Source organism: Citrobacter sp. Cpo100, assembly GCF_030332595.1.
Lineage (GTDB): Bacteria > Pseudomonadota > Gammaproteobacteria > Enterobacterales > Enterobacteriaceae > Citrobacter > Citrobacter portucalensis.
This window is the reverse complement of record NZ_JAOWHM010000037.1, coordinates 1,094,324-1,120,379: the sequence shown is the minus strand read 5'-3', so window position 1 is coordinate 1,120,379 and position 26,056 is coordinate 1,094,324. Positions and strand designations below refer to the sequence as shown.

Annotated in this window: 21 protein-coding genes; 10 read left to right on the top strand and 11 right to left on the bottom strand. The window is 51.7% G+C overall.

Annotated features, from left to right (window positions below):
• Window positions 1-150: 150 nt before the first annotated feature.
• The 3 genes from ompF to pncB form a co-directional block, all read right to left on the bottom strand.
• Window positions 151-1,227 carry a porin OmpF gene (ompF, locus tag OGX96_RS21120; protein ID WP_048235705.1) on the bottom strand — a complete coding sequence of 359 codons (1,077 nt, stop codon included), beginning with the start codon at window positions 1,225-1,227 and terminating at the stop codon, window positions 151-153.
• A 600-nt stretch (window positions 1,228-1,827) separates the two neighbouring features.
• Window positions 1,828-3,228 (bottom strand): asparagine--tRNA ligase, encoded by a 1,401-nt coding sequence (asnS, locus tag OGX96_RS21115; RefSeq protein ID WP_020996514.1) that lies wholly within the window; start codon window positions 3,226-3,228, stop codon window positions 1,828-1,830.
• Between the two features lie 166 nt (window positions 3,229-3,394).
• Window positions 3,395-4,597, bottom strand: a complete 1,203-nt coding sequence (gene pncB / locus OGX96_RS21110; RefSeq protein WP_003836860.1) for a nicotinate phosphoribosyltransferase — start codon at window positions 4,595-4,597, stop codon at window positions 3,395-3,397.
• Between the two features lie 266 nt (window positions 4,598-4,863).
• Between pncB and pepN the strand changes: the two genes are divergently transcribed.
• On the top strand, window positions 4,864-7,473 hold the full coding sequence (gene pepN / locus OGX96_RS21105; protein ID WP_286584164.1) for an aminopeptidase N: 2,610 nt from the start codon (window positions 4,864-4,866) through the stop codon (window positions 7,471-7,473).
• A gap of 96 nt (window positions 7,474-7,569) precedes the next feature.
• Here the strand turns inward: pepN and ssuB are convergent, their stop codons facing one another.
• Genes ssuB through ssuE form a run of 5 tightly spaced genes read right to left on the bottom strand, consistent with a single transcriptional unit; the run spans window position 7,570 to window position 11,820 of the window.
• Window positions 7,570-8,337, bottom strand: a complete 768-nt coding sequence (gene ssuB, locus OGX96_RS21100) for an aliphatic sulfonates ABC transporter ATP-binding protein (protein WP_198801973.1) — start codon at window positions 8,335-8,337, stop codon at window positions 7,570-7,572.
• Window positions 8,334-9,125, bottom strand: coding sequence for an aliphatic sulfonate ABC transporter permease SsuC (ssuC, locus tag OGX96_RS21095; RefSeq protein WP_048235702.1), 792 nt, complete (start codon window positions 9,123-9,125; stop codon window positions 8,334-8,336). The genes ssuB and ssuC overlap by 4 nt, the downstream gene beginning before the upstream one ends.
• 10 nt (window positions 9,126-9,135) lie before the next feature.
• Window positions 9,136-10,281 carry an FMNH2-dependent alkanesulfonate monooxygenase gene (gene ssuD / locus OGX96_RS21090; protein ID WP_008784276.1) on the bottom strand — a complete coding sequence of 382 codons (1,146 nt, stop codon included), beginning with the start codon at window positions 10,279-10,281 and terminating at the stop codon, window positions 9,136-9,138.
• Complete coding sequence (locus OGX96_RS21085) at window positions 10,278-11,252, bottom strand: sulfonate ABC transporter substrate-binding protein (RefSeq protein WP_048235698.1); 975 nt, start codon at window positions 11,250-11,252, stop codon at window positions 10,278-10,280. Before OGX96_RS21085 ends, ssuD begins: the two co-directional genes overlap by 4 nt.
• Window positions 11,245-11,820: an NADPH-dependent FMN reductase gene (gene ssuE, locus OGX96_RS21080; RefSeq protein ID WP_032942900.1), complete on the bottom strand. Its 576-nt coding sequence runs from the start codon at window positions 11,818-11,820 to the stop codon at window positions 11,245-11,247. The genes OGX96_RS21085 and ssuE overlap by 8 nt, the downstream gene beginning before the upstream one ends.
• Window positions 11,821-12,063: 243 nt before the next feature.
• On the opposite strand from ssuE, the gene pyrD reads away from it, so the two are divergent.
• Window positions 12,064-13,074, top strand: a complete 1,011-nt coding sequence (pyrD, locus tag OGX96_RS21075; RefSeq protein WP_003831973.1) for a quinone-dependent dihydroorotate dehydrogenase — start codon at window positions 12,064-12,066, stop codon at window positions 13,072-13,074.
• Between the two features lie 165 nt (window positions 13,075-13,239).
• Window positions 13,240-13,782 (top strand): cell division protein ZapC, encoded by a 543-nt coding sequence (gene zapC / locus OGX96_RS21070; protein WP_003035852.1) that lies wholly within the window; start codon window positions 13,240-13,242, stop codon window positions 13,780-13,782.
• Here the strand turns inward: zapC and OGX96_RS21065 are convergent.
• Window positions 13,779-14,885 carry a YcbX family protein gene (locus OGX96_RS21065; protein ID WP_286584163.1) on the bottom strand — a complete coding sequence of 369 codons (1,107 nt, stop codon included), beginning with the start codon at window positions 14,883-14,885 and terminating at the stop codon, window positions 13,779-13,781. The two genes, zapC and OGX96_RS21065, sit on opposite strands and share 4 nt — an antisense overlap.
• Window positions 14,886-14,983: 98 nt before the next feature.
• Between OGX96_RS21065 and rlmKL the strand changes: the two genes are divergently transcribed.
• From rlmKL to rmf, 6 genes are all read left to right on the top strand, one after another.
• Complete coding sequence (gene rlmKL, locus OGX96_RS21060; RefSeq protein ID WP_286584162.1) at window positions 14,984-17,092, top strand: bifunctional 23S rRNA (guanine(2069)-N(7))-methyltransferase RlmK/23S rRNA (guanine(2445)-N(2))-methyltransferase RlmL; 2,109 nt, start codon at window positions 14,984-14,986, stop codon at window positions 17,090-17,092.
• Window positions 17,093-17,104: 12 nt separating this feature from the next.
• Window positions 17,105-19,012, top strand: a complete 1,908-nt coding sequence (locus tag OGX96_RS21055; protein ID WP_008784281.1) for an ABC transporter ATP-binding protein — start codon at window positions 17,105-17,107, stop codon at window positions 19,010-19,012.
• 15 nt (window positions 19,013-19,027) lie between these two features.
• Window positions 19,028-20,281, top strand: a complete 1,254-nt coding sequence (pqiA, locus tag OGX96_RS21050) for a membrane integrity-associated transporter subunit PqiA (RefSeq protein ID WP_032942902.1) — start codon at window positions 19,028-19,030, stop codon at window positions 20,279-20,281.
• A gap of 4 nt (window positions 20,282-20,285) precedes the next feature.
• Window positions 20,286-21,926 (top strand): intermembrane transport protein PqiB, encoded by a 1,641-nt coding sequence (gene pqiB / locus OGX96_RS21045; protein ID WP_048235695.1) that lies wholly within the window; start codon window positions 20,286-20,288, stop codon window positions 21,924-21,926.
• Complete coding sequence (gene pqiC / locus OGX96_RS21040; protein ID WP_048214507.1) at window positions 21,923-22,486, top strand: membrane integrity-associated transporter subunit PqiC; 564 nt, start codon at window positions 21,923-21,925, stop codon at window positions 22,484-22,486. Before pqiB ends, pqiC begins: the two co-directional genes overlap by 4 nt.
• 256 nt (window positions 22,487-22,742) lie before the next feature.
• Window positions 22,743-22,910 carry a ribosome modulation factor gene (rmf, locus tag OGX96_RS21035; RefSeq protein WP_003035871.1) on the top strand — a complete coding sequence of 56 codons (168 nt, stop codon included), beginning with the start codon at window positions 22,743-22,745 and terminating at the stop codon, window positions 22,908-22,910.
• A 107-nt stretch (window positions 22,911-23,017) separates the two neighbouring features.
• On the opposite strand, the gene fabA is transcribed toward rmf, so the two are convergent.
• On the bottom strand, window positions 23,018-23,536 hold the full coding sequence (gene fabA, locus OGX96_RS21030; RefSeq protein WP_003035875.1) for a bifunctional 3-hydroxydecanoyl-ACP dehydratase/trans-2-decenoyl-ACP isomerase: 519 nt from the start codon (window positions 23,534-23,536) through the stop codon (window positions 23,018-23,020).
• A gap of 68 nt (window positions 23,537-23,604) precedes the next feature.
• Window positions 23,605-25,365, bottom strand: coding sequence for an AAA family ATPase (locus OGX96_RS21025; RefSeq protein WP_128611773.1), 1,761 nt, complete (start codon window positions 25,363-25,365; stop codon window positions 23,605-23,607).
• Between the two features lie 185 nt (window positions 25,366-25,550).
• Between OGX96_RS21025 and matP the strand changes: the two genes are divergently transcribed.
• Window positions 25,551-26,003, top strand: a complete 453-nt coding sequence (gene matP / locus OGX96_RS21020) for a macrodomain Ter protein MatP (RefSeq protein WP_032942905.1) — start codon at window positions 25,551-25,553, stop codon at window positions 26,001-26,003.
• The last annotated feature ends 53 nt before the right edge of the window (window positions 26,004-26,056 follow it).

The window sequence follows — 26,056 nt, the reverse complement described above, 5'->3', positions numbered from 1 at the left end:
CCGCTATCAGGTTAACGGTAGATTTACAAAATGCCAACCGTTACTGACGAAAAGCTGAGGTGTTTTTTTAAGACGCAAGAATTCGCTAGCAGATATAAAAAAACAGGACCGAAGTCCTGTTTTATAGGCATTTAACAAAGAGGTCTGCTATTAGAACTGGTAAACGATACCGACTGCTACGGTGTCGTCAGAGTTCACGCCCAGTTTGTTATCAGAGTCGATCTGGTTGATCTGGTAGTCAACATAGGTGGACATGTTTTTGTTGAAGTAGTAGGTAGCGCCTACTTCAATGTAGTCAACCAGATCTTCGTTACCCACGCCTTCTACGTCTTTCGCTTTAGATTTGTTGTAGGAGAGGGATGGACGCAGACCGAAATCGAACTGGTACTGAGCGACAACAAAGAAATCTTCAGTTTTGTTGGCGAAGCCACTGTTTCCGGCACCTGAGATGCGAGTTGCGTTACGGGTTTCACCGTAGTTCGCTGCCAGGTAGATGTTGTTAGCATCGTATTTAACGCCAGTTGCCCACTGCTCAGCTTTTTTGCCGCCGTTAGCGTAGAAAGAGTTTTCCTGCGCGTTGGTACGGTCAGCTGCACCGTATGCACCGACGATACCGAAGCCATCCATTTCGTAGCTTACAGAACCGCCAACGCCGTCACCGTTAGAACGACCGGTATTGCCATCACGCTCGTTTTTACCCAGATACTGGATACCGAAGTTCAGGCCGTCAACCAGACCGAAGAAGTTAGAGTTACGGTAGGTTGCAACACCACCCACACGGCCAACGAAGAAGTTGTCGCTGTATGCGGTATCACCACCAAATTCTGGCAGCATATCGGTGTAACCCAGTGCATCGTAAACGATACCGTAGTTACGACCGTAGTCGAAAGAGCCCAGATCGGCATATTTCAGACCAGCAAATGCCAGACGGGTTTTGTTGCCGTTCTGAGCGTCGCTGCCGCCTTCAGAGTTATTACCGGCAAAGTTGTATTCCCACTGACCGTAACCGGACAGATCGGAATTAATCTGAGTTTCCCCTTTGAAACCAAGACGGGCATAAGTCTGATCGCCATCGTTGCCAGCGTTATCAGAAAAATAGTGCAGACCTACGGTTTTACCGTATACATCCAGCTTGTTGCCATCTTTGTTATAAACTTCTGCAGCGTTAGCTGCCCCGGCTACCAGCAGAGCAGGGATAACCACTGCCAGAATATTGCGCTTCATCATTATTTATTACCCTCATCGGTTTTTATATGACACCTGCCACTGCCGCCAATAAATTCCGTCAATCAAAATTTACGGAACTATTGATGAGAGTTTGGTGTCTTTATGTGTCTGACAGGCATCTTTCCATTCAAACTACCGTTTCGCTACCGTCAAAGTGCTACAAATATAAAGATTTGGTTTCAAAAAGAAAAAATATGTAACAAGATGTTATTTTTGTGCAACTTTGTGAACAGCGTCAAACTTCGGATGCCCCTGCGCTTAAAATTCTCGTTTTTATTTCTATTTATATGATTTTCTTATGTTTAATTTTGCTAAGGTCGTTTTTTATCCGTTATGCCGGAAAGTTCGGATTTTACAGGTAACGATTTTTGGACGTCTGGAGTGCCGTGCGCGAGGCTAAAAAATGTACTATTTAATCAGAAAATGCTAATCCACAATAAAATTGCTGATTATTTTTTGTGCAAATGTATTGCGATGAAATATTACGTAACAGGTGGAGGGGATTGAAAGGTTGTGTTTAACGTGAGATGGGTATCCAGATAACACGAAAAGGGTATAAAAAAGGCCAGCAATGCTGGCCTTTGAAACAATAACGCACGTTTAGAAGGTGGCGTTACGTGGAGTACGCGGGAACGGAATAACATCACGGACGTTCTGTACGCCGGTGACGTAAGCGATCAGACGTTCGAAGCCCAATCCGAAGCCGGAATGCGGAACGGTACCGTAGCGACGCAGGTCGCGATACCACCAGTAATCCTCTTTGTTCAGACCCATTTCCAGCATACGGGCATCCAGCACGTCCAGGCGCTCTTCACGCTGAGAACCACCGATGATTTCACCGATTCCCGGGGCCAGTACGTCCATTGCAGCAACGGTTTTACCGTCTTCGTTAAGGCGCATATAAAACGCTTTGATATCTTTCGGGTAGTTTTTCACTACCACCGGCGCTTTAAAGTGCTCTTCAGCAAGGTAACGTTCATGCTCAGAAGACAGATCCACACCCCAGTAAACAGGGTTTTCGAACTGTTTACCGCATTTTTCCAGAATGCTTACCGCGTCGGTGTAATCCACCTGCGCGAAGTCAGCGTCAATGAAACGTTCCAGGCGTGAAATCGCGTCCTTGTCGACACGTTCAGCGAAGAATTTCATATCATCCGCACGCTCTGCCAGTACGGCTTTAAACGCGTACTTCAGCATCGCTTCAGCCAGGCCTGCAACATCATTCAGATCAGCAAAAGCCACTTCTGGTTCCAGCATCCAGAACTCTGCCAGGTGACGACTGGTGTTAGAGTTTTCTGCACGGAATGTCGGGCCAAAAGTATAAATTTTAGACAGGGCGCAGGCGTAGGTTTCACCGTTCAGCTGACCGGAAACGGTCAGGAAGGCTTCTTTACCAAAGAAGTCTTTGTCGAAATCGACTTTGCCCTGATCGTTACGCGGCAGGTTTTCCAGATCCAGCGTAGAAACACGGAACATTTCACCGGCACCTTCCGTATCGGAAGCGGTGATCAACGGAGTCGATACCCAAAAGAAACCCTGCTCGTGGAAGAAACGATGCAGAGCTTGCGCCAGCGTATGACGTACACGCGCTACCGCACCAATCATGTTGGTACGCGGACGCATGTGCGCCACTTCACGCAGATACTCAATGCTGTGACGCTTGGCTGCCATTGGGTAAGTGTCAGGATCTTCAACCCAGCCCGTTACTTCAACCTCAGTGGCCTGAATTTCAAAGCTCTGTCCTTGTCCAGGAGATGCAACGACTTTACCCGTTACGATAACTGAACAACCCGTCGTCAGGCGCAGTACGTCCTGATTGTAATTGGGCAGAGAATTATTGATGACGGCCTGTACAGGATCAAAGCAGGAACCGTCATAAACGGCGAGGAAGGAGATGCCAGCTTTTGAATCTCGGCGGGTACGCACCCATCCGCGCACGGTGACTTCGCTGTCAACGGCTACGCGGCCCTGGAGTACGTCGGCTACAGGCACAACGCTCATAATATTCTCTCTGTTAATAGTCGGATATATAAACACATGTCCACCCGTAATGGGGGGATACCTATGTTACCTGGCATCTGCAATCAGACAAGCAGAATTCGTAGCTGGAGTGAAAGATTTCGGAAATAAACGCGAAAAAGGGAGCCAAAATGGCTCCCTGGAAGGCTTAACTGGCTTTTTTGATATGCGGAAGATCGAAGGCTTTGCGCAATGCACGAACAAATGCTTTATCGTGGCAGATGGTTTTACCCGGGCTGTCAGATAACTTCGCCACCGGTTTGCCGTTACATTCCACCAGCTTGATCACAATATTGAGTGGCTTAACCTGCGGAATGTCGCATGTTAGCCGTGTCCCAATACCAAAACTCAACTGTACGCGGGAAGAGAAGTGGCGGTAGAGTTCAATCGCTTTTTTCAGATCGAGATTATCTGAGAAGACCAGCGTTTTGCTCAGCGGATCAATACCCAGTTTTTCATAATGAGCGATGGCTTTTTCACCCCATTCCACCGGATCGCCTGAGTCATGGCGTAACCCTTGGTAGCGGGTAGCGAACTCAACGCCAAAGTCGCGTAAAAATGCGTCCATGGTGATGCAATCGGTCAATGCAATGCCGAGTTGATCAGGGTATTCATTTAACCAGGCTGCCAGGGCTACGCGCTGGCTGGTGGCAAGTTCTGGACTGATTTGCTGATGAGCCTGGAACCACTCATGCGCCTGCGTACCCATTGGGGTTAATGACAGGCGGCGGGCCAGATCGTAGTTACTGGTGCCGACAAACCAGGGCTCTTGCTGCAGGCGTTTAACGATAGCCTGCTGTACTTCGCGCGAAAAACGACGACGCGTACCGAAATCCATCAAATGGAAGCGGGACATATCGACATCTTTCGTTAAAGCAGAGAATTCTACTAGTTTGCTTTCCAGCTCATCGAGTGCCTGCGGGACGCCTGATTCAGGTGAACGGTAACGGTGTACCAGTTCGCTAATCACCGCTAACAGCGGGACTTCCCACATGATCACTTCACGCCACGGACCGGTTAAGCGGATGTTTAGCTTGCCGTTATCATTGGTGACGCAAACCTGTTCCGGGTTATAGCGGAAATCACGTAACCAGGTGAGGTAATCAGCTTTAAAGAAAGGCAGGCCGGAGAGCCACTGGTACTCATCCTCCTGCAGTCGCAGGTGCTGCATAGCATTCACCTGCTCACGAATAGAATCGGCATAAATACCGAGCAGGTCATCGCCACGGCAACGAAATTCAGCCGCTACTTGTACATCATAGTAGTGGTGAAAAACGGCTTGCTGCATATGCAACTTATAAGCGTCTGTATCCAGCAGCGAGTGCAGAACAGGAGAAGCGAATTGTGTCATAGGTGCGCAGTAGCATCCTCTCACGGGAGCGTTTAGTACAATAAACAACTAAGAAAACCGCTGGAGTATACCCTGTTTAGCGATTTATTGAACCCCGATCACACCATAAGCTCTCTTTCTGGTCGAGGGCAATTCGTGCCACGTGTTATGAAAATGTAGCAAAAAGGGTGTTTGTGCCTGAAAAGATGAACATTCTGCGTAGCGCGATTTACGCAACAGGAATAGACTGAAGCCGAGACTCTATTAAAGATGCTAAAGGTTTTTTTATGACACAACAGCCACAAGCCAAATACCGTCACGACTATCGTGCGCCGGATTACCAGATTACTGATATTGACTTGACCTTTGACCTGGATGCTGAAAAAACCGTGGTCACCGCAGTGAGCCAGGCTGTCCGTCATGGCGCGTCCGATGTGCCCCTGCGCCTGAATGGCGAAGATCTGACCCTGGTGTCGATCCACGTGAACGACGAGCCGTGGACAGAGTATAAAGAAGAGGGCGCTCTGGTCATTAGTCAGTTGCCGGAACGTTTTACGCTGCGTATCGTGAATGAAATTAGCCCAGCGGCCAATACCGCGCTGGAAGGACTGTACAAGTCTGGCGAAGCGCTGTGCACCCAGTGTGAAGCGGAAGGGTTCCGCCATATTACCTGGTATCTGGACAGGCCTGATGTCCTGGCGCGTTTTACCACCAAAATTATCGCCGATAAAACCCAATATCCGTTCCTGCTCTCTAACGGCAACCGTGTGGCGCAGGGCGAACTGGAAAATGGTCGTCACTGGGTACAGTGGCAAGATCCGTTCCCGAAACCGTGCTATCTGTTTGCGTTGGTAGCCGGTGATTTCGACGTTCTGCGCGATACCTTTATCACCCGTTCCGGGCGTGAAGTGGCGCTGGAACTGTACGTCGATCGCGGCAACCTTGACCGCGCGCCGTGGGCGATGACCTCGCTGAAAAACTCCATGAAATGGGATGAAGAGCGCTTTGGCCTCGAGTATGACCTCGACATCTATATGATTGTCGCTGTGGATTTCTTCAACATGGGCGCGATGGAGAATAAAGGTCTGAACATCTTTAACTCCAAATATGTGCTGGCACGTACCGATACAGCCACCGACAAAGACTACCTCGATATTGAGCGCGTTATCGGTCATGAGTATTTTCACAACTGGACCGGCAACCGTGTGACCTGCCGTGACTGGTTCCAGTTGAGCCTGAAAGAAGGCTTAACCGTGTTCCGCGATCAAGAGTTCAGTTCCGATCTTGGCTCACGCGCGGTAAACCGCATCAGCAATGTGCGCACCATGCGTGGTCTGCAGTTTGCTGAAGATGCCAGCCCGATGGCGCACCCTATCCGTCCGGATATGGTCATTGAAATGAACAACTTCTATACCCTGACCGTGTACGAAAAGGGCGCTGAAGTCATTCGTATGATCCACACCCTGCTCGGTGAGGCTAACTTCCAGAAAGGGATGCAACTTTACTTTGAGCGTCATGACGGCAGTGCTGCAACCTGTGATGATTTCGTGCAGGCGATGGAAGATGCTTCTAACGTTGATCTCTCCCATTTCCGCCGCTGGTACAGTCAGTCCGGTACGCCGATTCTGACCGTGCGTGATGACTACAATCCGTCAACTGAGCAGTACACGCTGACGATCAGCCAGCGCACGCCGGCCACGCCGGATCAGGCCGAAAAACAGCCGCTGCATATTCCTTTCGCCCTCGAGTTGTATGACAACGAAGGGAAAGTGATCCCGCTACAAAAAGGCGGGCACCCGGTGAATTCTGTACTCAACGTCACCCAGGCAGAGCAGACGTTTGTCTTTGATAACGTCTACTTCCAGCCGGTTCCGGCGCTGCTGTGCGAATTCTCCGCGCCGGTAAAACTGGAATACAAATGGAGCGATCAGCAGCTGACCTTCCTGATGCGTCATGCGCGTAACGATTTCTCTCGTTGGGACGCGGCGCAAGGCCTGCTGGCGACCTATATTAAGCTTAACGTTGCCCGTCATCAGCAGGGACAACCGCTGTCGCTGCCGGTACACGTGGCTGATGCATTCCGCGCAATTTTACTGGATGAGAAAATCGATCCGGCGCTGGCGGCAGAGATCCTGACGCTGCCTTCAGTAAATGAAATAGCCGAACTGTTCGACATCATCGATCCGGTGGCGATAACCGAAGTACGCGAAGCGTTAACCCGCACGCTGGCGGCCGAGCTGGCAGATGAATTCCTCGCCATCTATAACGCTAATCATCTTGATGAGTACCGCGTTGAGCATGCCGATATTGGCAAGCGTACGCTGCGTAACGCCTGCCTGCGTTTCCTGGCCTTTGGCGAAACCCATCTGGCTGACACGCTGGTAAGCAAGCAGTATCGTGAAGCGAACAATATGACCGATGCGCTGGCGGCGCTATCCGCGGCAGTGGCGGCGCAGCTGCCTTGTCGCGACGCGCTAATGCAGGAGTATGACGATAAGTGGCACCATGACGGTCTGGTGATGGACAAATGGTTTATCCTGCAATCCACCAGCCCGGCGAAAAACGTGCTGGAAACGGTACGCGGCCTGCTGAAGCATCGCTCTTTCAGTATGAGTAACCCGAACCGAATCCGTTCGCTGATCGGTGCCTTTGCAGGTAGCAACCCGGCGGCATTCCATGCGGAAGATGGTAGTGGATATCAGTTCCTGGTCGACATGTTGACTGAGCTTAATAGTCGTAACCCGCAGGTGGCGTCACGTCTGATTGAGCCGCTGATTCGCTTAAAACGTTATGATGCAAAACGTCAGGCGAAAATGCGTGCGGCGCTGGAACAGCTGAAAGGTCTGGAGAATCTCTCCGGCGATCTGTTCGAGAAGATTGACAAAGCGTTAGCCTGAAACGTTGACCTGTAGTTTAGTAGGCCGGATAAGGCGGTAACGCCGCCATCCGGCAAAAGGCCCGGTAAGCGCTACCGGGCCTGGTTTTCTGAGCGGTTATCCATGTCGAAGGATCGGTTGTTCCGTCTCGCCGCGTTTCATAACCCGGTTCAACACTTCCGCTTCCAGATCGGCTAACCGTACCGATCCCAAACGGCGGGGGCGCTGAATATCCACCGTCAGATCCAACCCGATTTTTCCGTCCTCAATCAGCAACACGCGATCGGCCATTGCCACCGCTTCACTGACGTCATGAGTGACCAGCAGTACGGTAAAGCCGTGCTCTTGCCATAAAGAGACGATCAGATCCTGCATTTCAAGGCGGGTTAGGGCATCCAGAGCGCCGAGGGGTTCATCCAGCAGCAGCAAACCGGGGCGATGAATTAATGCCCGTGCCAGGGCTACACGCTGTTTTTGTCCACCGGACAGCGCAGCCGGCCATTCGTGAGCACGACTCTCCAGCCCAACCGCGGCCAGCGCATCTCGGGCCGCCTCGCGCCACTGACCTTTCAGACCCAGGCCCACATTATCGATAACCGTCTTCCATGGCAGCAGACGCGCATCCTGGAACATCATACGCGTATCATCCTGAATTTCCGCCAGTGGGGTGGTTCCGGCAAGTAATGCGCCTGAGGTCGGCGATTCCAGCCCTGCCAGCAGACGCAGCAACGTACTTTTACCACCGCCGCTGCGGCCAACCACGGCAACAAACTGTCCGGCCGGAATATGCAAATCTAATTGATTGAGCACTGTATTGGCGGCGTATTGTTTTGTCACGGCGCTCAGCAACAGCGGTGTACCCTGGTTCAGGCGAGCGGTATTCATACGGTAGCCTCCTTTACATGGTAAGCCGGATGCCAGCGTAGCCAGACTCGCTCCAGCAATTGGGCGCTGACGTCGGCAAGTTTGCCGAGCAGGGCGTAGAGAATAATGGCCACCACGACCACATCGGTTTGCAGAAATTCGCGGGCGTTCATCGCCAGGTAACCAATACCTGCATTGGCAGAAATAGTTTCCGCCACAATCAGCGTCAGCCACATCAGCCCGAGAGCAAAACGCACGCCGACCATAATCGAGGGCAGGGCGCCGGGGAGGATCACATGAACAAACAGTGAAAAGCCGGATAATCCATAGCTGCGCGCCATTTCTACCAGCCCACGATCGATACTACGGATCCCATGCCAGGTGTTGATGTAAATCGGGAACAGCGTGCCCAACGCAACGAGAAAGATCTTGGCGGATTCATCAATGCCGAACCACAAAATCACCAGCGGGATCAGCGCCAGATGCGGTACGTTACGCAGCATCTGCACCGAGGTATCCAGCAGGCGTTCTCCCCAACGCGAAAGGCCGCTGATAAGTCCCAGTGTCAGGCCAATCGATCCACCGATGGAGAATCCGATCAGCGCGCGCCAGGAACTGATGGCCAGATGCTGCCAAAGCTCGCCACTGGCGGAAAGCGTCCAGAAAGCTTCGATAACACCTTCCGGAGAGGGCAGAATGCGAGTGGACAGCCAGCCCATTGAAGATGCGAGCTGCCAGAGCGCCACCAAACCTACCGGTAAAAACCAGGGCGCGAGGCGTAATAACCACCTGTTTTTCGGCGTTGCCATTAGCCGCTCCTTAGCTTTGCGCGACTTTGCGCGGGATAAATTCGTTTGCCACCGCTTCACCTTGTTGTTGCAGGTATTGCGGCTGCGGAATTTCCGGTATAGCAACATCCAGATGCGGGAACAGCAGCTCGCCAACCTTGTATGCCTCTTCCAGATGTGGGTATCCGGACAACACAAAGCTGTCGATTCCCAGCGCGGCATACTCATTGATACGCGCCGCGACAGTCGGACCATCTCCGACCAGCGCGGTACCCGCACCACCGCGTACCAGTCCAACGCCTGCCCACAGGTTCGGACTAATTTCCAGTTTGTCGCGTTTACCATTGTGCAGTGCAGCCATTCGCTGCTGACCAACCGAATCCGTTCTTGAGAAGGCGGCCTGGGCTTTGGCAATGGTGTCGTCATCAAGGTGGGCTATCAGACGATCCGCTGCCTGCCACGCCTCGTGGGTTGTCTCCCGTACGATCACATGCAGACGAATACCAAAGCGGATCTTGCGCCCGAGCGCCGCCGCTTTGGCTCGCACCTGTTCAATCTTCGCTTTCACCTGCTCAGGAGGCTCGCCCCAGGTCAGATAAAGATCAACCTGCTCGGCAGCAAGGTCTTGTGCGACATCAGACGAGCCGCCGAAATAAAGCGGTGGCTGGGGTTGTTGTACGGGAGGGAAAAACAGCTTCGCGCCGCGAACATGAATATGTTTGCCGTTGAAATCCACCGTTTCACCTTGCAGCAGTCGCCGCCAGACCTGAGTAAATTCAGCAGAGGCTTCATATCGTTCTGTGTGATCGAGGAACACGCCGTCGCCAGCCAGCTCCTGCGGATCGCTGCCGGTCACCAGGTTAAATAACGCCCGGCCATTTGAGAGTCTGTCGAGCGTCGCAGCCTGACGTGCGGCAACCGTTGGCGAGGTGACGCTTGGGCGCAGCGCGACCAGAAACTTTAATCTCTGGGTGACCGGGATCATCGAAGCGGCGACCAGCCAGGCATCTTCGCAAGAGCGACCGGTTGGGATCAGGACGCCGGTAAATCCCAGGCGATCGGCCGTTTGCGCGATTTGTTGCAGATAACTGTGATCAACCGGGCGCGAACCTTCTTCCGTTCCAAGATAATGACCGTCACCGTGGGTGGGTAAAAACCAGAACATATTCAGACTCATAATTTTTCTCCTGCCTGCTGAGTGGGTTGCCAGATACGCTGGCGAATATCGATTTTTTTCGGCACCAAACGGTTGTCATAAAACAGATCGGCGGTTTGTTGTTGTAGGGCAGCAACAGAGGCGTTGACTGGCACAATGGTGGTTGGCGGACGATGATCCAGATAAGACGCAATCACCGGTTCAGGCAGCCCCATGGTTTTGGCCAGCAGGGTAATGCTTTGCTGGCGCTGACTGAGCGTTAACGCATCGGCCTGGCTAAAGGTATCCAGTACGCCAAGTACAAAAGCGCCATTTTTCTCGGCATAAGGACGGGCGGCGAGATAAAACGAACCGGTTTGCTTGAGGTCTGAGCCGTCCTTCAGTACGCGTACATCACCTTGCAGTAACGCGGCGGAATAATAGGGATCCCAGATAGCCCACGCATCCACGTTTCCTTGCTGAAAGGCCGCTCGCGCATCGGCGGGAGTCAGATACGTCGGTTGAATATCGGTAAATTTCAGTCCGGCCTGTTGCAGCGCCCGGAGCAGTAAATTGTGGGCGCTGGAGCCTTTCTGGAAGGCGACTTTATGTCCTTTAAGCTGCGCGACGCTCTGGATCGGGCTATTTTTTGGCACCAGAATCACTTCGGCTTTCGGTTTGGGCGGCTCGACGCCCACGTAAACCAGATCGGCCCCGGCAGCCTGGGCGAAAATCGGCGGAATGTCACCGGTACTGCCGAGATCGATACTGCCGATATTGAGTGCTTCCAGCATTTGCGGTCCAGCCGGGAATTCGACCCACGAGATTTTAGTCTGCGGATAGCGTTTCTCGAGTAGCTGATGGCTTTTGGCCAGCACCATACTGACGCTTCCTTTCTGGTAACCAATACGCAGGGCATCGGGGGCCGATTCTGCGGCATGCCCCAGCGTTGACAGCGACAACAACCCGGTCAGTGCCAGCCATGACGTGTGACGCCTGAGAAAATCAAGCATGAGCGGCACCTCGCAGGGTGTTCAGTTGAGGAAGTTGGACATCGCGACGATGCAACGCCAGCCAGAAGGTATCGAGCGCACTGTCCAGACGCTGCTGAAGGTTGGGCGTAAACTGAGGTTTATGCTGATAATCAATCACCTGTGAATCATCGGCAAACACACCGTGCAGGATCTCCTGGGCCTTTAATGCGCTCAGTACCGGTTTCAGCGCGTAATCGACGGCAAGTAAATGCGCCACGCTGCCGCCGGTCGCCAACGGCAAAACCACTTTCCCTTCCAGCGCCCGCTCGGGGAGTAGGTCGAGCAGGGTTTTCAGGGCGCCAGAGTAAGCGGCTTTATAGACTGGTGTTGCGACAATCAGCCCGTCTGCATCCTGCAATTGTTCGATAAATGTGTTCAGCGCCGGACTGTCGAAACGAGCATAGATCAGGTCTTCCGGGGCAAAATTGTGCAGGTTCCAGTGAAAGATTTCGACATCCTGACCGTGAAGTTTTTCTCGGGCATATTCCAGTAACGCACTGGATCGAGAGGGAAAGCGAGGGCTCCCCGCCAGAGTGATGACGCGCATAATTTCATTCTCCCCTTATAACTAATTGTTTGCTTTTGGTTAACATTGATAACAATTTGAGCAGTCTGGCAGAGAGATTTTGTTTATCGAAATGATTTATACGGGATAGAAAAGTTGGAAATTGAATAAAAAGGCAGAGGCGAGGAAAACGATTGCTATTTATTGCCGCAGGTCAATTCCCTTTTTGCTCGCGATCGCACATAATACGCCCCCGGTTTGCACACCGGGAATCCAGGAGAGTTCATGTACTACCCCTTCGTTCGTAAAGCCCTTTTTCAGCTCGATCCAGAGCGCGCTCATGAATTGACATTCCAGCAATTACGTCGCATTACCGGCACACCGCTTGAAGCGCTTGTGCGCCAGAAAGTACCGGCAAAACCGGTTACCTGTATGGGGTTGACGTTTAAAAATCCGCTCGGGCTTGCTGCCGGACTGGATAAAGACGGGGAGTGCATTGATGCGCTCGGCGCGATGGGATTTGGTTCCATTGAGATTGGTACCGTGACGCCACGCCCTCAGCCGGGTAACGATAAACCGCGTCTGTTCCGTCTGGTCGATGCAGAAGGTTTGATCAACCGCATGGGGTTTAATAACCACGGGGTTGATAACCTGGTTGAGAACGTTAAAAAATCACATTTCGACGGTATTCTGGGTATTAATATTGGTAAGAACAAAGATACCCCAGTAGAGAACGGCAAAGATGACTATCTGATTTGTATGGAAAAAGTCTATGCTTATGCTGGCTATATCGCGATTAATATCTCTTCGCCGAATACGCCGGGATTACGTACGCTACAATACGGCGAGGCGCTGGACGATCTCCTGACGGCAATTAAAAATAAGCAAAACGATCTGCAAGCGATCCACCATAAATATGTTCCGGTGGCGGTAAAGATCGCGCCGGATCTTTCTGTGGAAGAACTGATCCAGGTCGCCGATAGTTTAGTTCGTCATAATATTGATGGCGTAATTGCGACTAACACCACCCTCGATCGTTCTCTTGTTCAGGGAATGAAAAATTGCGATCAAATGGGTGGTCTGAGCGGTCGACCGTTGCAATTAAAAAGTACAGAAATTATTCGCCAGTTGTCTCAGGAATTAAAAGGTCAGCTGCCGATTATTGGTGTTGGTGGTATCGACTCGGTGATTGCTGCACGTGAGAAAATAGCTGCTGGTGCAACCCTCGTACAGATTTATTCGGGCTTTATTTTTAAAGGTCCGCCGTTGATAAAAGAAATCGTCAGCAATATCTGAATGCTACCTTAATCACAAACCAGGGCTTTATTTCTAGCCCTGGTTGTTTTATATTCCTTTACTGTTGCTTATTTAAACATTCTGAGCTTTTATTATTAGGGCAATAAACGAAGCGGCAAAAGGATACTGTCGTAACGGTGATGATTAAGGAAAGGAGAGAAACTGATGCGAATTAAACCCGACGATAACTGGCGCTGGTATTATGATGAAGAGCACGATCGAATGATGCTCGATTTAGCCAATGGCATGTTATTCCGTTCGCGTTTTGCTCGTAAAATGCTCACTCCTGATGCATTTTCTCCGTCAGGTTTTTGTGTTGATGACGCCGCGCTTTATTTTTCCTTTGAAGAAAAATGTCGCTACCTGGATTTAGCCAAAGAACAAAAAGCGGAACTGGTGCTTAATGCGCTGGTGGCGATTCGTTATCTCAAACCGCAAATGCCAAAAAGCTGGCACTTTGTCGCACACGGTATTAACTGGTCGCCGGTCGTGGGTGACGCAGCCTGTGTTGATTTAAGCGATACCGATGAACAGGTAAACCTGTTAGTGGTTGAGCCGGGTGAAAACGCCGCGCTTTGCCTGCTTGCGCAACCTGGCGTGGTTATCGCCGGGCGTACGATGCAGCTTGGCGATGCGATTAAAATAATGAATGACAGACTGAAACCGCAGGCCGTTGTTGACAGTTTCAGCCTTGAGCAGGCGGTTTAGCTCTCCAGCCTGATTGCCGTTTTGGGAATACAGCTGCAGCACAGAATCGTTCCGTCGTCCCCCATCGCTGATTTCTTCAACGGGCTAACTTCGCCTTCTACCAGCCGAATTCGACAGCATCCGCAAATGCCTGCCCGGCATGAATAGGGAACCCGGATACCCTGGTTTTCCAACTGCTCAAGCAATACCTGCTGATTATTTCCGCGAAAGGTCTGTCCCTGCCAGTCAATAAGCACCGTGGCATCAGGTTGTTGTTCGGGTGTAGTTTCGTCTGATTCAGCCGCGCCGTACGCTCTGGCGGGGCCGGTTGCCAAAATTTCTACCTCATCGCCGACGCGAATAACGCCACTGTTACGCGCGATAAGATTCTGACCAAAATCGACATCGCCGTTATCTACCGCAGTACGGAAGGTTTGCAATGTGGCAAGCGGTTCACCGGATGGATGTTTCTGGCCTTTTTCCGGGCTAACTGTCGTGAAAATACAGCGGCTACAGGGTTTTGCTACATCAAAAATGACGTCGCCAATACGAATCACTTTCCAGGTATCTTCTTCCCAGGCACCAGCTCCCGAAACTACTATATTGGGGCGAAACTGTTCCATTTTGACGCTTGCCGGACAGCGCTGTTGCAGATCGCGCAGGGATGCTTCGTTGGCCAGCAGATAGGGATAACCATCAGCGAAGGATAAAGGAACATCAACATGGCGTTTTACACGGCGCGTCAGCTGCGGGCCGACCCAGCGTAACTGCACGTTACGGGAGAAAAAGCCGCTAAGCCACTGGTTGATAGCCGCTGGCGCAATACGCGCGGTAAAATGGTTTCCCCATACTTCTGTTGGTGCATCCTGGGGAGCGAAGTCGGCAAATCGCACGAGCGCACTGCTGCCGTCTGGCGCCGTAAGATGCAGCCCATCGTGGAATGGGGAAGGCGTAAAACGGACCATTTGTGGGAACTGGCGGGCAGTTATGAACGTTCCGTCAGGTTCAGTGATCATAAATATGCGATCAAAGGCGAGACCGCTAATATCTGCCAGGGCATGCGTAAGCCCAATGCCGCGCATTGATTTAACCGGATGAATAAAAAGTCGGGTTAACGTGACCACTGTACAGCCCCTCGAATGAAAATAAGCCTTCAACTTTATGACATACAGCCCATATTAGCTATAATGCGCAGCAATTTTCTCGGAGTAAAAGTGACATTATGAATTCTCTGTTTGCCAGTACGGCCCGCGGGCTGGAAGAGCTGTTAAAAACTGAACTGGAAAACCTCGGCGCGCTGGAGTGTCAGGTCGTTCAGGGTGGGGTCCATTTTAAGGGCGACACGCGGCTTGTTTACCAGAGCCTGATGTGGAGCCGCCTGGCCTCGCGCATTATCCTGCCGATGGGAGAGTGCAAGGTCTACAGCGATCTTGATCTGTACCTCGGCGTTCAGGCAATCGACTGGACAGAGATATTTAACCCTGGTGCTACGTTTGCCGTCCATTTTAGCGGACTGAACGAGACCATTCGTAACAGCCAGTACGGCGCGCTGAAGGTCAAGGATGCGATTGTCGATGCCTTTACCCGCAAAAATATGCCGCGTCCGAATGTGGATCGTGAATCCCCGGATCTGCGCATCAACGTCTGGTTGAACAAAGATACTGCCAGCATTGCGCTCGATCTGAGCGGTGACGGTTTGCATCAGCGTGGCTATCGCGATCGCGCGGGTCAGGCACCGATTAAAGAGACGCTGGCCGCCGCTATTGTAATGCGTTCTGGCTGGCAGCCGGGAACCCCGTTACTCGATCCGATGTGTGGTTCCGGCACGCTGCTGATTGAAGCGGCAATGTGGGCGACCGATCGCGCGCCGGGTCTGCACCGTGTATACTGGGGCTTCAGCGGTTGGGCGCAACACGACGAAGCCGTCTGGCAAGAAGTGAAAGCCGAAGCGCAGGTGCGTGCGCGTAAGGGACTGGCTGACTATACCTCGCATTTTTATGGATCCGATAGCGATGCACGCGTGATTGAAAAAGCGCGTAGTAATGCTCGCCGCGCCGGTATCGCCGATCTGATGACGTTTGACGTGAAAGATGTCGCCAAACTGAGCAATCCGCTGCCGAAAGGACCGTATGGTACAGTTATCAGTAACCCGCCTTACGGCGAACGTCTGGATAGCGAACCGGCGCTGATTGCTCTGCACAGCCTGCTGGGCCGTACGATGAAAAACCAGTTTGGCGGCTGGAATTTGTCGCTGTTCAGCGCCTCGCCGGATCTGCTCAGCAGCCTGCAATTACGTGCCGACAAGCAGTTCAAAGCGAAAAACGGCCCGCTGGATTGTGTGCAGAAGAATTATCACGTTGCAGAGACCACTGCGGACAGCAAGCCGGCTACGGTAGCGGAAGATTATGCCAACCGCCTGCGCAAGAATATTAAGAAGCTGGAAAAATGGGCGCGTCAGGAAGGCATTGAATGCTATCGCCTGTATGACGCTGACCTGCCGGAATACAACGTTGCAGTAGATCGTTACGGTGATTGGGTCGTGGTTCAGGAATACGCACCGCCGAAGACGGTCGATGCGCAAAAAGCACGTCAACGCTTGTTCGACATCATTGCCGCCACGCTGTCAGTACTGGAAATCGCGCCAAACAAACTGGTGCTGAAAACCCGTGAGCGTCAGAAAGGCAAGAATCAGTATCAGAAGATGAATGAGAAGGGTGAATTCATTGAGGTAAGCGAGTACAACGCGCGCCTGTGGGTGAACCTGACTGACTACCTTGATACGGGTTTATTCCTCGATCACCGTATTGCGCGCCGCATGTTGGGGCAGATGAGTAAAGGTAAGGACTTCCTCAACCTGTTTTCCTACACCGGTAGCGCCAGCGTACATGCAGGATTGGGCGGCGCGCGTAGCACCACGACGGTCGATATGTCGCGTACCTATCTGGAATGGGCGGAACGTAACCTGCGCCTGAATGGATTGAGCGGTCGCGCTCACCGTTTAATTCAGGCCGATTGCCTGGGCTGGCTGCGTGATGCGAATGAACAGTTTGATCTGATTTTCATCGATCCGCCGACGTTCTCTAACTCAAAACGTATGGAAGATTCGTTTGATGTGCAGCGCGATCATCTGGCGCTGATGAAAGATCTGAAACGTCTGCTGCGTAAAGACGGCACGATCATGTTCTCCAACAACAAACGTGGGTTCCGTATGGATCTCGACGGTTTGGCTGAACTGGGATTGAAAGCACAAGAAATTACCCAAAAAACGCTTTCCCAGGATTTTGCCCGTAACCGTCAGATCCACAATTGCTGGCTGATTACCGCAGCCTGAAAGGATAAATAAATGTCATTGATCAGTATGCATGGTGCATGGCTGTCGTTCAGCGATGCGCCACTTCTTGATAATGCAGAACTGCATATCGAAGATAACGAACGCGTCTGTTTGGTTGGCCGTAACGGCGCAGGTAAATCGACGCTGATGAAGATCCTGAACCGTGAGCAGGGGCTTGACGACGGGCGTATCATTTATGAGCAGGATCTGGTTGTGGCGCGTCTGCAACAGGATCCGCCGCGTAATGTTGAGGGCAGCGTGTATGATTTCGTTGCCGAGGGTATCGAAGAGCAGGCCGAGTATCTCAAACGTTATCACGATATTTCGCGTCTGGTGATGACTGATCCAAGCGACAGAAATCTGAATGAGATGGCGCGGGTTCAGGAAATGCTCGATCATCACAATCTGTGGCAGCTCGAAAGCCGTATTAATGAAGTGCTGGAGCAGTTGGGGCTGGATCCAAACGCCGCACTTTCTTCGCTTTCAGGCGGTTGGCTGCGTAAAGCGGCGCTGGGCCGCGCGTTAGTGAGCAATCCGCGTGTACTGCTGCTGGATGAACCAACGAACCACCTCGATATTGAAACTATCGACTGGCTGGAAGGGTTCCTGAAATCCTTCAATGGGACAATCATCTTCATTTCCCACGACCGTTCATTTATACGCAATATGGCGACGCGTATCGTCGACCTCGATCGTGGCAAGCTGGTGACTTATCCGGGGAATTACGATCAGTATCTGCTGGAGAAAGAAGAAGCGCTGCGCGTAGAAGAGTTACAAAATGCAGAGTTTGACCGCAAGCTGGCGCAGGAAGAGGTCTGGATCCGTCAGGGGATCAAAGCGCGCCGTACCCGTAATGAAGGCCGCGTGCGCGCACTGAAAGCCATGCGTCGCGAGCGTGGCGAACGTCGCGAAGTGATGGGCACGGCGAAGATGCAGGTCGAAGAGGCGAGCCGTTCAGGCAAGATTGTTTTCGAAATGGAGAACGTGGATTACCAGGTTGATGGAAAGCAGCTGGTAAAAGATTTCTCAGCACAGGTACAGCGCAGCGACAAAATTGCGCTAATCGGACCGAACGGCTGCGGCAAAACAACGCTGCTGAAGCTGATGTTAGGCCAGCTTCAGGCTGACAGTGGACGCATTCACGTCGGCACCAAGCTGGAAGTGGCCTATTTCGATCAGCACCGCGCCGAACTGGATCCCGATAAAACCGTGATGGACAACCTGGCTGAAGGTAAGCAAGAGGTGATGGTTAACGGTAAACCTCGCCATGTGCTGGGTTATCTGCAGGACTTCCTGTTCCATCCGAAACGCGCGATGACGCCAGTGCGAGCGCTCTCTGGTGGGGAACGAAATCGCCTGCTGTTGGCGCGTCTTTTTCTGAAACCCAGCAATCTTTTGATTCTCGATGAACCAACGAACGATCTTGACGTCGAAACGCTGGAACTGCTTGAAGAACTAATTGATAGCTATCAGGGGACTGTACTGCTGGTAAGCCACGACCGTCAGTTTGTGGATAATACTGTAACTGAATGCTGGATCTTCGAGGGCGGTGGTAAAATTGGTCGTTATGTCGGCGGTTATCATGACGCGCGCAGCCAGCAATCTCAGTATGTGGCGTTTAAACAACCGGTCGCGAAAAAAACAGAGGAAGCTGTTGCTCCTAAAGCAGAAATTGTCAAACGTGGCACGAGCAAACTAAGCTATAAACTGCAGCGCGAACTCGAGCAACTCCCCGCGCAGCTTGAAGAACTGGAAGCTAAACTGGAAAGGCTACAAGCGCAGGTTGCTGACGCCGCTTTTTTCAGTCAGCCACATGAGCAAACACAGCAGGTATTAGCTAATCTGAACGAAGCGGAACAAGAACTTGAGCAAGCCTTTGAGCGCTGGGAGTATCTTGAGTCTTTGAAGAACGGCGCATAATTTAAAGGAGCACATATGTGCGAACATCACCATGCCGCGAAGCATATTTTGTGCTCGCAGTGTGACATGCTGGTGGCGTTACCTCGCCTTGAGCATGGTCAAAAAGCGGCATGTCCACGATGTGGCACTACGTTAACGGTTGAGTGGGACGCGCCGCGGCAGCGTCCTACCGCCTATGTTTTAGCAGCATTGTTCATGCTGCTTCTGTCAAATCTCTTCCCCTTTGTGAATATGAACGTTGCAGGGGTGAGCAGCGAAGTGACGTTGCTGGAGATCCCCAGCGTTCTCTTTTCTGAAGACTACGCCAGTCTCGGCACCTTCTTTTTATTATTCGTGCAGTTGGTCCCCGCGTTTTGCCTGCTGACTATCCTGCTGCTGGTGAATCGGGTGCAGATGCCCGCCAGACTTAAGGCGGGTCTTGCACGCGTCCTGTTCCAGTTAAAAAGCTGGGGGATGGCGGAAATCTTCCTTGCCGGCGTGCTGGTCAGCTTCGTTAAGCTTATGGCTTACGGCGATATCGGCGTGGGCAGCAGCTTTATTCCGTGGTGCTTCTTTTGCGTTTTGCAACTGCGCGCATTCCAGTGCGTTGACCGTCGCTGGCTGTGGGATGATATTGCGCCAATGCCAGTGATTAAGCAGGAGTTAAAACCTGGCGTGCCCGGCATTCGACAGGGACTGCGTTCCTGCTCTTGCTGCACCGCGATTCTTCCCGCTGATGAGCGGGTGTGTCCGCGCTGCCAGACGAAAGGCTATGTGCGGCGTAAAAACAGTCTGCAATGGACGTTGGCATTACTGTTTACGTCAATCATGCTTTATCTTCCTGCCAATATTTTGCCGATTATGATTACCGATCTGCTCGGGTCAAAGCTGCCATCAACGATACTTGAGGGGGTGGTTTTAATCTGGAGCGAAGGCTCGTATCCGGTGGCTGCGGTTATTTTTATCGCCAGTATTATGGTGCCGACGTTGAAAATGATCGCCATTGCCTGGTTATGTTGGGATGCCAAAGGCCACGGCAAACGTGACAGCGAACGTATGCACCTGATTTATGAAGTTGTGGAATTTGTCGGTCGCTGGTCAATGATCGACGTCTTTGTGATTGCGGTACTCTCTGCGCTGGTGCGCATGGGAGGGTTAATGAACATTTATCCTGCAATGGGTGCTTTGATGTTTGCTTTAGTCGTCATTATGACAATGTTTTCTGCGATGACATTTGATCCGCGTCTGTCGTGGGACCGTGAACCAGAACCAGGCCATGAGGAGTCCTGACAGCATGGAATCTAAAAGTGGGGAAGCCAAAGTGCAAAAGGTAAAAAACTGGTCGCCCGTGTGGATATTCCCTATCGTCACTGCACTCATTGGCGCGTGGGTTCTGTTTTATCACTACAGTCATCAGGGGCCGGAAGTCACGCTGATTACCACCAATGCCGAAGGTATTGAAGGGGGCAAAACGACGATTAAGAGCCGCAGCGTGGATGTCGGTATCGTCGAGAGCGCAACCCTGACTGATGATTTGACCCATGTGGAGATTAAAGCGCGTCTTAACTCCGGAATGGAAAAGCTGCTGCATAAAGATTCTGTCTTTTGGGTGGTGAAGCCGCAGGTTGGACGTGAAGGTATCAGTGGGCTCGGCACGCTATTGTCCGGGGCTTATATTGAACTGCAGCCCGGCAATAAAGGCAGTAAGCTGGAAAATTACCAACTGCTGGATTCACCGCCCCTGGCCCCGCCAGATGCAAAAGGGATCCGTGTGATTCTGGACAGCAAAAAAGCCGGTCAGTTGAGCCCAGGCGATCCGGTGCTTTTCCGCGGCTATCGTGTGGGCTCGGTTGAAACCAGCACGTTTGATGCGCAAAAGCGTACGATCAGCTATCAGCTTTTCATCAATGCGCCTAACGATCGTCTGGTGACCAGCAATGTACGTTTCTGGAAAGACAGCGGGATCGCCGTAGATCTTACCTCAGCAGGTATGCGCGTAGAAATGGGATCGCTCTCCACGCTGTTTGGCGGTGGTGTAAGTTTTGATGTGCCCGAAGGACTGGAACAAGGTCAACCGGTTGAGCAGCAGGCCTCATTTAACCTCTATGACGATCAAAAAAGTATTCAGGATTCCCTGTATACCGATCATATTGATTACCTGATGTTCTTTAAAGATTCGATTCGTGGCCTACAGCCTGGTGCACCGCTGGAATTCCGTGGCATCCGCTTGGGTACGGTGAGTAAAGTACCTTTCTTCTCACCGAATATGCGTCAGGTATTTAACAATGATTACCGCATTCCGGTGCTGGTGCGTATTGAACCAGAACGTCTGAAGGCACAGCTGGGAGAAGATACCGATGTTGGCGCTCATTTGGAGCAACTGCTTAAACGCGGATTACGAGGATCGCTCAAAACCGGGAACCTGGTGACCGGCGCGCTGTATGTCGATCTCGACTTCTACCCGAAAGAGCCGCCGATTACCGGTGTACGCGAATTCAATGGTTATCAAATTATTCCGACCGTGAGCGGTGGTCTGGCGCAGATCCAACAGCGTCTGATGGAAGCGTTGGATAAGATTAACAATCTGCCGCTGAACCCGATGATTGAGCAGGCAACCAATACGCTGTCGGAAAGCCAGCGCACAATGAAACATCTGCAAACCACGCTGGATAACATGAACAAGATCACGTCCAGCCAGTCGATGCAGGATCTGCCGGCGGATATGCAAAACACGCTACGTGAACTGAATCGTAGTATGCAGGGCTTCCAGCCTGGTTCCGCGGCCTACAACAAGATGGTGGCGGATATGCAGCGTCTTGATCAGGTACTGCGTGAACTGCAACCGGTACTGAAAACGTTGAACGATAAGAGTAATGCGCTGGTATTTGAAGCGAAGGACAAAAAAGATCCAGAGCCGAAGAGGGCGAAACAATGAAAAAGTGGCTAGTGGTGATGATGGCGGTCTGGCTGACGTCATGCAGCTCCAGCGGAGAAAATAAAAGCTATTACCAGCTCCCTATCGCACAAGGCGGTGTGCAGAGCTCTGCCAATCAGGGAAACCGTCTGCTGTGGGTTGAACAGATTGCGGTACCTGATTATCTGGCCGGTAATGGGGTGGTTTACCAGACCAGCGATGTGCAATATGTGATAGCCAATAATAATCTCTGGGCCAGCCCATTAGATCAGCAATTGCGCAATACACTGGTTGCGAACCTCAGTATGCAGTTGCCTGGCTGGGTTGTCGCTTCACAACCGCTGGGAAGCACTCAGGATACGCTGAACGTGACCGTAACCGGCTTCCACGGTCGGTACGATGGTAAGGTTATTGTGAGCGGTGAATGGTTGCTGAATCATCAGGGACAACTGATCAAACGCCCGTTCCACATCGAAGTTGTGCAGACGAAAGACGGCTACGATGAGATGGTGAAGGTTCTAGCCAATGCCTGGAGTCAGGAAGCGACGGCCATTGCTCAAGAGCTGAAACGCATCCCTTAAGCTTAAATAATTGTAAATTATGCCGCCCCTGGTTCATTGCCCGGGGCGGTTTTTTTTATTTTTTTAGCCGTGAAGATAGCTGTTCTGACTGACTATTTTTGTACAAATGATTTAGAGGCTAGCTCACAAATATGACACTGGCGTGAATTTTGCGCATTGACGAGCCTGATGTTTAGGGGTATTCGTTTAGTGTGATTGCACACTTAGTAATCACTGTTTTCTTTTCCACCAGACCCAAAAATGAGGGAAACGAGGCATGAAGAGACAAAAACGAGATCGCCTGGAACGGGCACATCAACGTGGATATCAGGCCGGCATTGCCGGACGCTCAAAAGAAATGTGTCCCTATCAGACGCTGAATCAGAGGTCATACTGGCTGGGAGGCTGGCGAGAAGCCATGGGGGATAGGGTTTTAATGGCCTGATTCTGTCTCTTTAGATAAAAGAAACCTCCGCAGAGCGGAGGTTTCGCCTTTTTGCACACCAGATAAAACGGGGAAACGTTAATGTCTGGCTGCTTCGCAGTTCTGGATTAGAACGCGGAAGTGTCCTGGAACAGACCCACTTTCAGATCGTTTGCGGTGTAGATCAGACGACCATCAACCAGCACTTCACCATCTGCCAGGCCCATGATCAGGCGACGGTTAACGATGCGTTTGAAGTGAATGCGGTAAGTGACTTTCTTCGCGGTCGGCAGAACCTGGCCGGTGAATTTAACTTCGCCTACGCCCAGCGCACGGCCTTTACCTTCGCCGCCCAGCCAGCCGAGATAGAATCCAACCAGTTGCCACATGGCGTCGAGACCCAGGCAGCCCGGCATCACCGGATCGCCGATAAAGTGACAACCGAAGAACCACAGGTCCGGGTTGATATCCAGTTCAGCTTCAACATAACCTTTGTCAAAGTTGCCACCGGTTTCGGTCATCTTGATGACACGGTCCATCATCAGCATGCTTGGTGCTGGCAGTTGTGGCCCTTTAGCGCCAAACAGCTCACCGCGACCAGAGGCAAGAAGGTCTTCTTTCGTATAGGATTCGCGTTTATCTACCATGTTCTCTGTAAGCCTTATTTTATTGAAGCACGCAGGATAGCTAACACGTGTACGCTGAACAAGTCCGATCAGTTCGGAATAATCCAGTTCAGCCAACGTAGCGGCCATGGAAAACGGTGACGACCTTCCTGTTGCGTTGCCGTGGCAATACGCTCCTGAATGGTTTGCATCAGCGTTGTCTGGCCTTCGCCATCCCACACCAGATTTAACAACAGTGGCAGCGCATCGGTCACGTCGTCCACCGCCCAGATAGTGAATTTTTCTTCTTCTATGGCCTGTAGCAGCGCAGGCTGCAGGCTGAGGTGTCTGACGTTAGCCGAAGGAATGATAACGCCCTGCGTGCCCGTCAGCTCACGCTGCTGGCAGATGGCGAAGAAACCTTCAATTTTCTCATTCAGACCACCGACAGGTTGCGCCCGACCAAACTGATCGACAGAACCGGTAATAGCGATACTTTGATTAACAGGTACGTCGGCGAGGGCGCTTATCAATGCGCACAGTTCTGCCATGGACGCGCTGTCACCGTCCACCTCACTGTAAGATTGCTCAAAGGTCAGCGAGGCAGAGAAGGGGATCTGTTGCTCCAGCTGGAGTTCCGACATCAGGAACGCCTGCATAATCATCATACCCTTGGCATGAATATTTCCGCCAAGCTCGGCTTTGCGCTCAATATCCGTAAACTCGCCGTCGCCAATATGCACGACGCAACTGATACGAGAAGGCTCGCCAAATGCGCGTGGGTGGCCCGGAAACTCAATCACCGACAAGGCGTTGATCTGGCCAATACGCTCGCCTTCCGTCTCGATAAGGATCTGCTCTTGCAGAATTTCATCCTGCATGCGTTCAGCCAGGAATCCCTCACGCCATTCGCGCTGAGCCAGCATCAGGCTGAACTGTTCAGCGTTGCAGGTTTCGCCCTCGCATAACGGAGCCACCTCTTTGAACTGTCGGGTGATCCACAGCGGGTTAAGCGGCAATGTATCCTGTTCACCGGTATAGCGAACGGCTTCACGGATCAGAACCTGCCAGGCATCAGGAGCGGGGTAAGGCAAATTATTGCGCATAGCAGTATGCGTGACCCATTGACACCACTGCGTCATGGTTTCGGCATCCACTATCTGCAGATTATCTTCAAACTCGCTGTAAATGGCCTGCTCAGCCAGCTCTGGTTCCATGTCCTGGAAATCCGCCAGCGATTCACGCTCACCTACTAAAATCACTTTCAGTTTAAGCGGCATAGGCGGAACGGAGACAGGCAGCGGGCGAGACTCATCAAAAGCCACCCAATCAAAACGCTCGTGGCTGACAATGGCTTTCAGGCGCATCCATAACAGCGGTTGGGCCAACAGCGTGCGCAATGAGATAACCAGCACACCTCCGTTGGCCTGATGTACCAGACCTGGCTGCAGCGTAATTTCGCCATTGAACTGACGCAGACAGCCAAACAGTTGTTCGGCTTCGGCCCAGTCAGCGCTGACCACCTGCGTCAACGTCGCAAAATTGTCTTCCGCTTTCTCAGCTGTACGATAACGAATAGTGTGACCGGAGATGTCGTAATGACCGCCAGTCAGGCTTCCTGCATCCGTGTGCAAGGGACGTGCAGCCTTTGCAATAAGGTTGAGATACTCAAGCTCTTCCGGTGCTTTTACCAACATGAACGAGGATGTTGTCCAGTGCTGAAGAAGCTGCTCTAGCGCGAATTGTAAACGTGGCTGAGTATCACTAAGTAAGGTGTCGGTGTCGTCAGTGACGTGCGGCTGTGCAAATACTTCCTGATAACTGTCGGTATCAGGAACCAGATCACGCCATGCAAGTTTCGTAATGGTCAAAGTTGATGTTTTTTAGTCTGTTGTAAAAAACGAGATTATACCGTAACCCTCACCACTAAACACCTGGAAAGCACCGTGAAACGGTTGTGATGACACGCGACAGTTCACAGGCTGGATATTCTTTTCTTCAGATGCCGAAAAAGCTGATATTCTGATAAGAGTTACACGGTAACATTGAGATCGCAATGAAATATCAACAACTTGAAAACCTTGAAAGCGGCTGGAAATGGAAGTATCTGGTGAAGAAGCATCGTGAGGGGGAATTAATCACCCGTTACGTCGAGGCCAGCGCTGCCAAAGAAGCCGTTGATTTATTGCTAACCCTCGAAAATGAACCGGTTCGGGTCAATAGCTGGATTGAAGAACACATGAATCCTGCGCTGCTTAATCGTATGAAACAAACCATACGTGCCAGGCGCAAGCGGCACTTTAATGCTGAGCATCAGCATACCCGGAAGAAATCCATCGATCTGGAATTTATGGTCTGGCAGCGTCTGGCTGGTCTTGCGCAGCGGCGCGGAAAAACGCTTTCTGAAACTATTGTGCAGCTAATTGAAGACGCAGAGCATAAAGAGAAGTACGCGAACAAAATGTCGACATTGAAACAGGATTTACAGGCGTTGCTGGGGAAAGAGTAGCGGTCGGCTGGTTTAATGCGTGGCTTACTTTGGATGAAAACAGATGAAAAAAA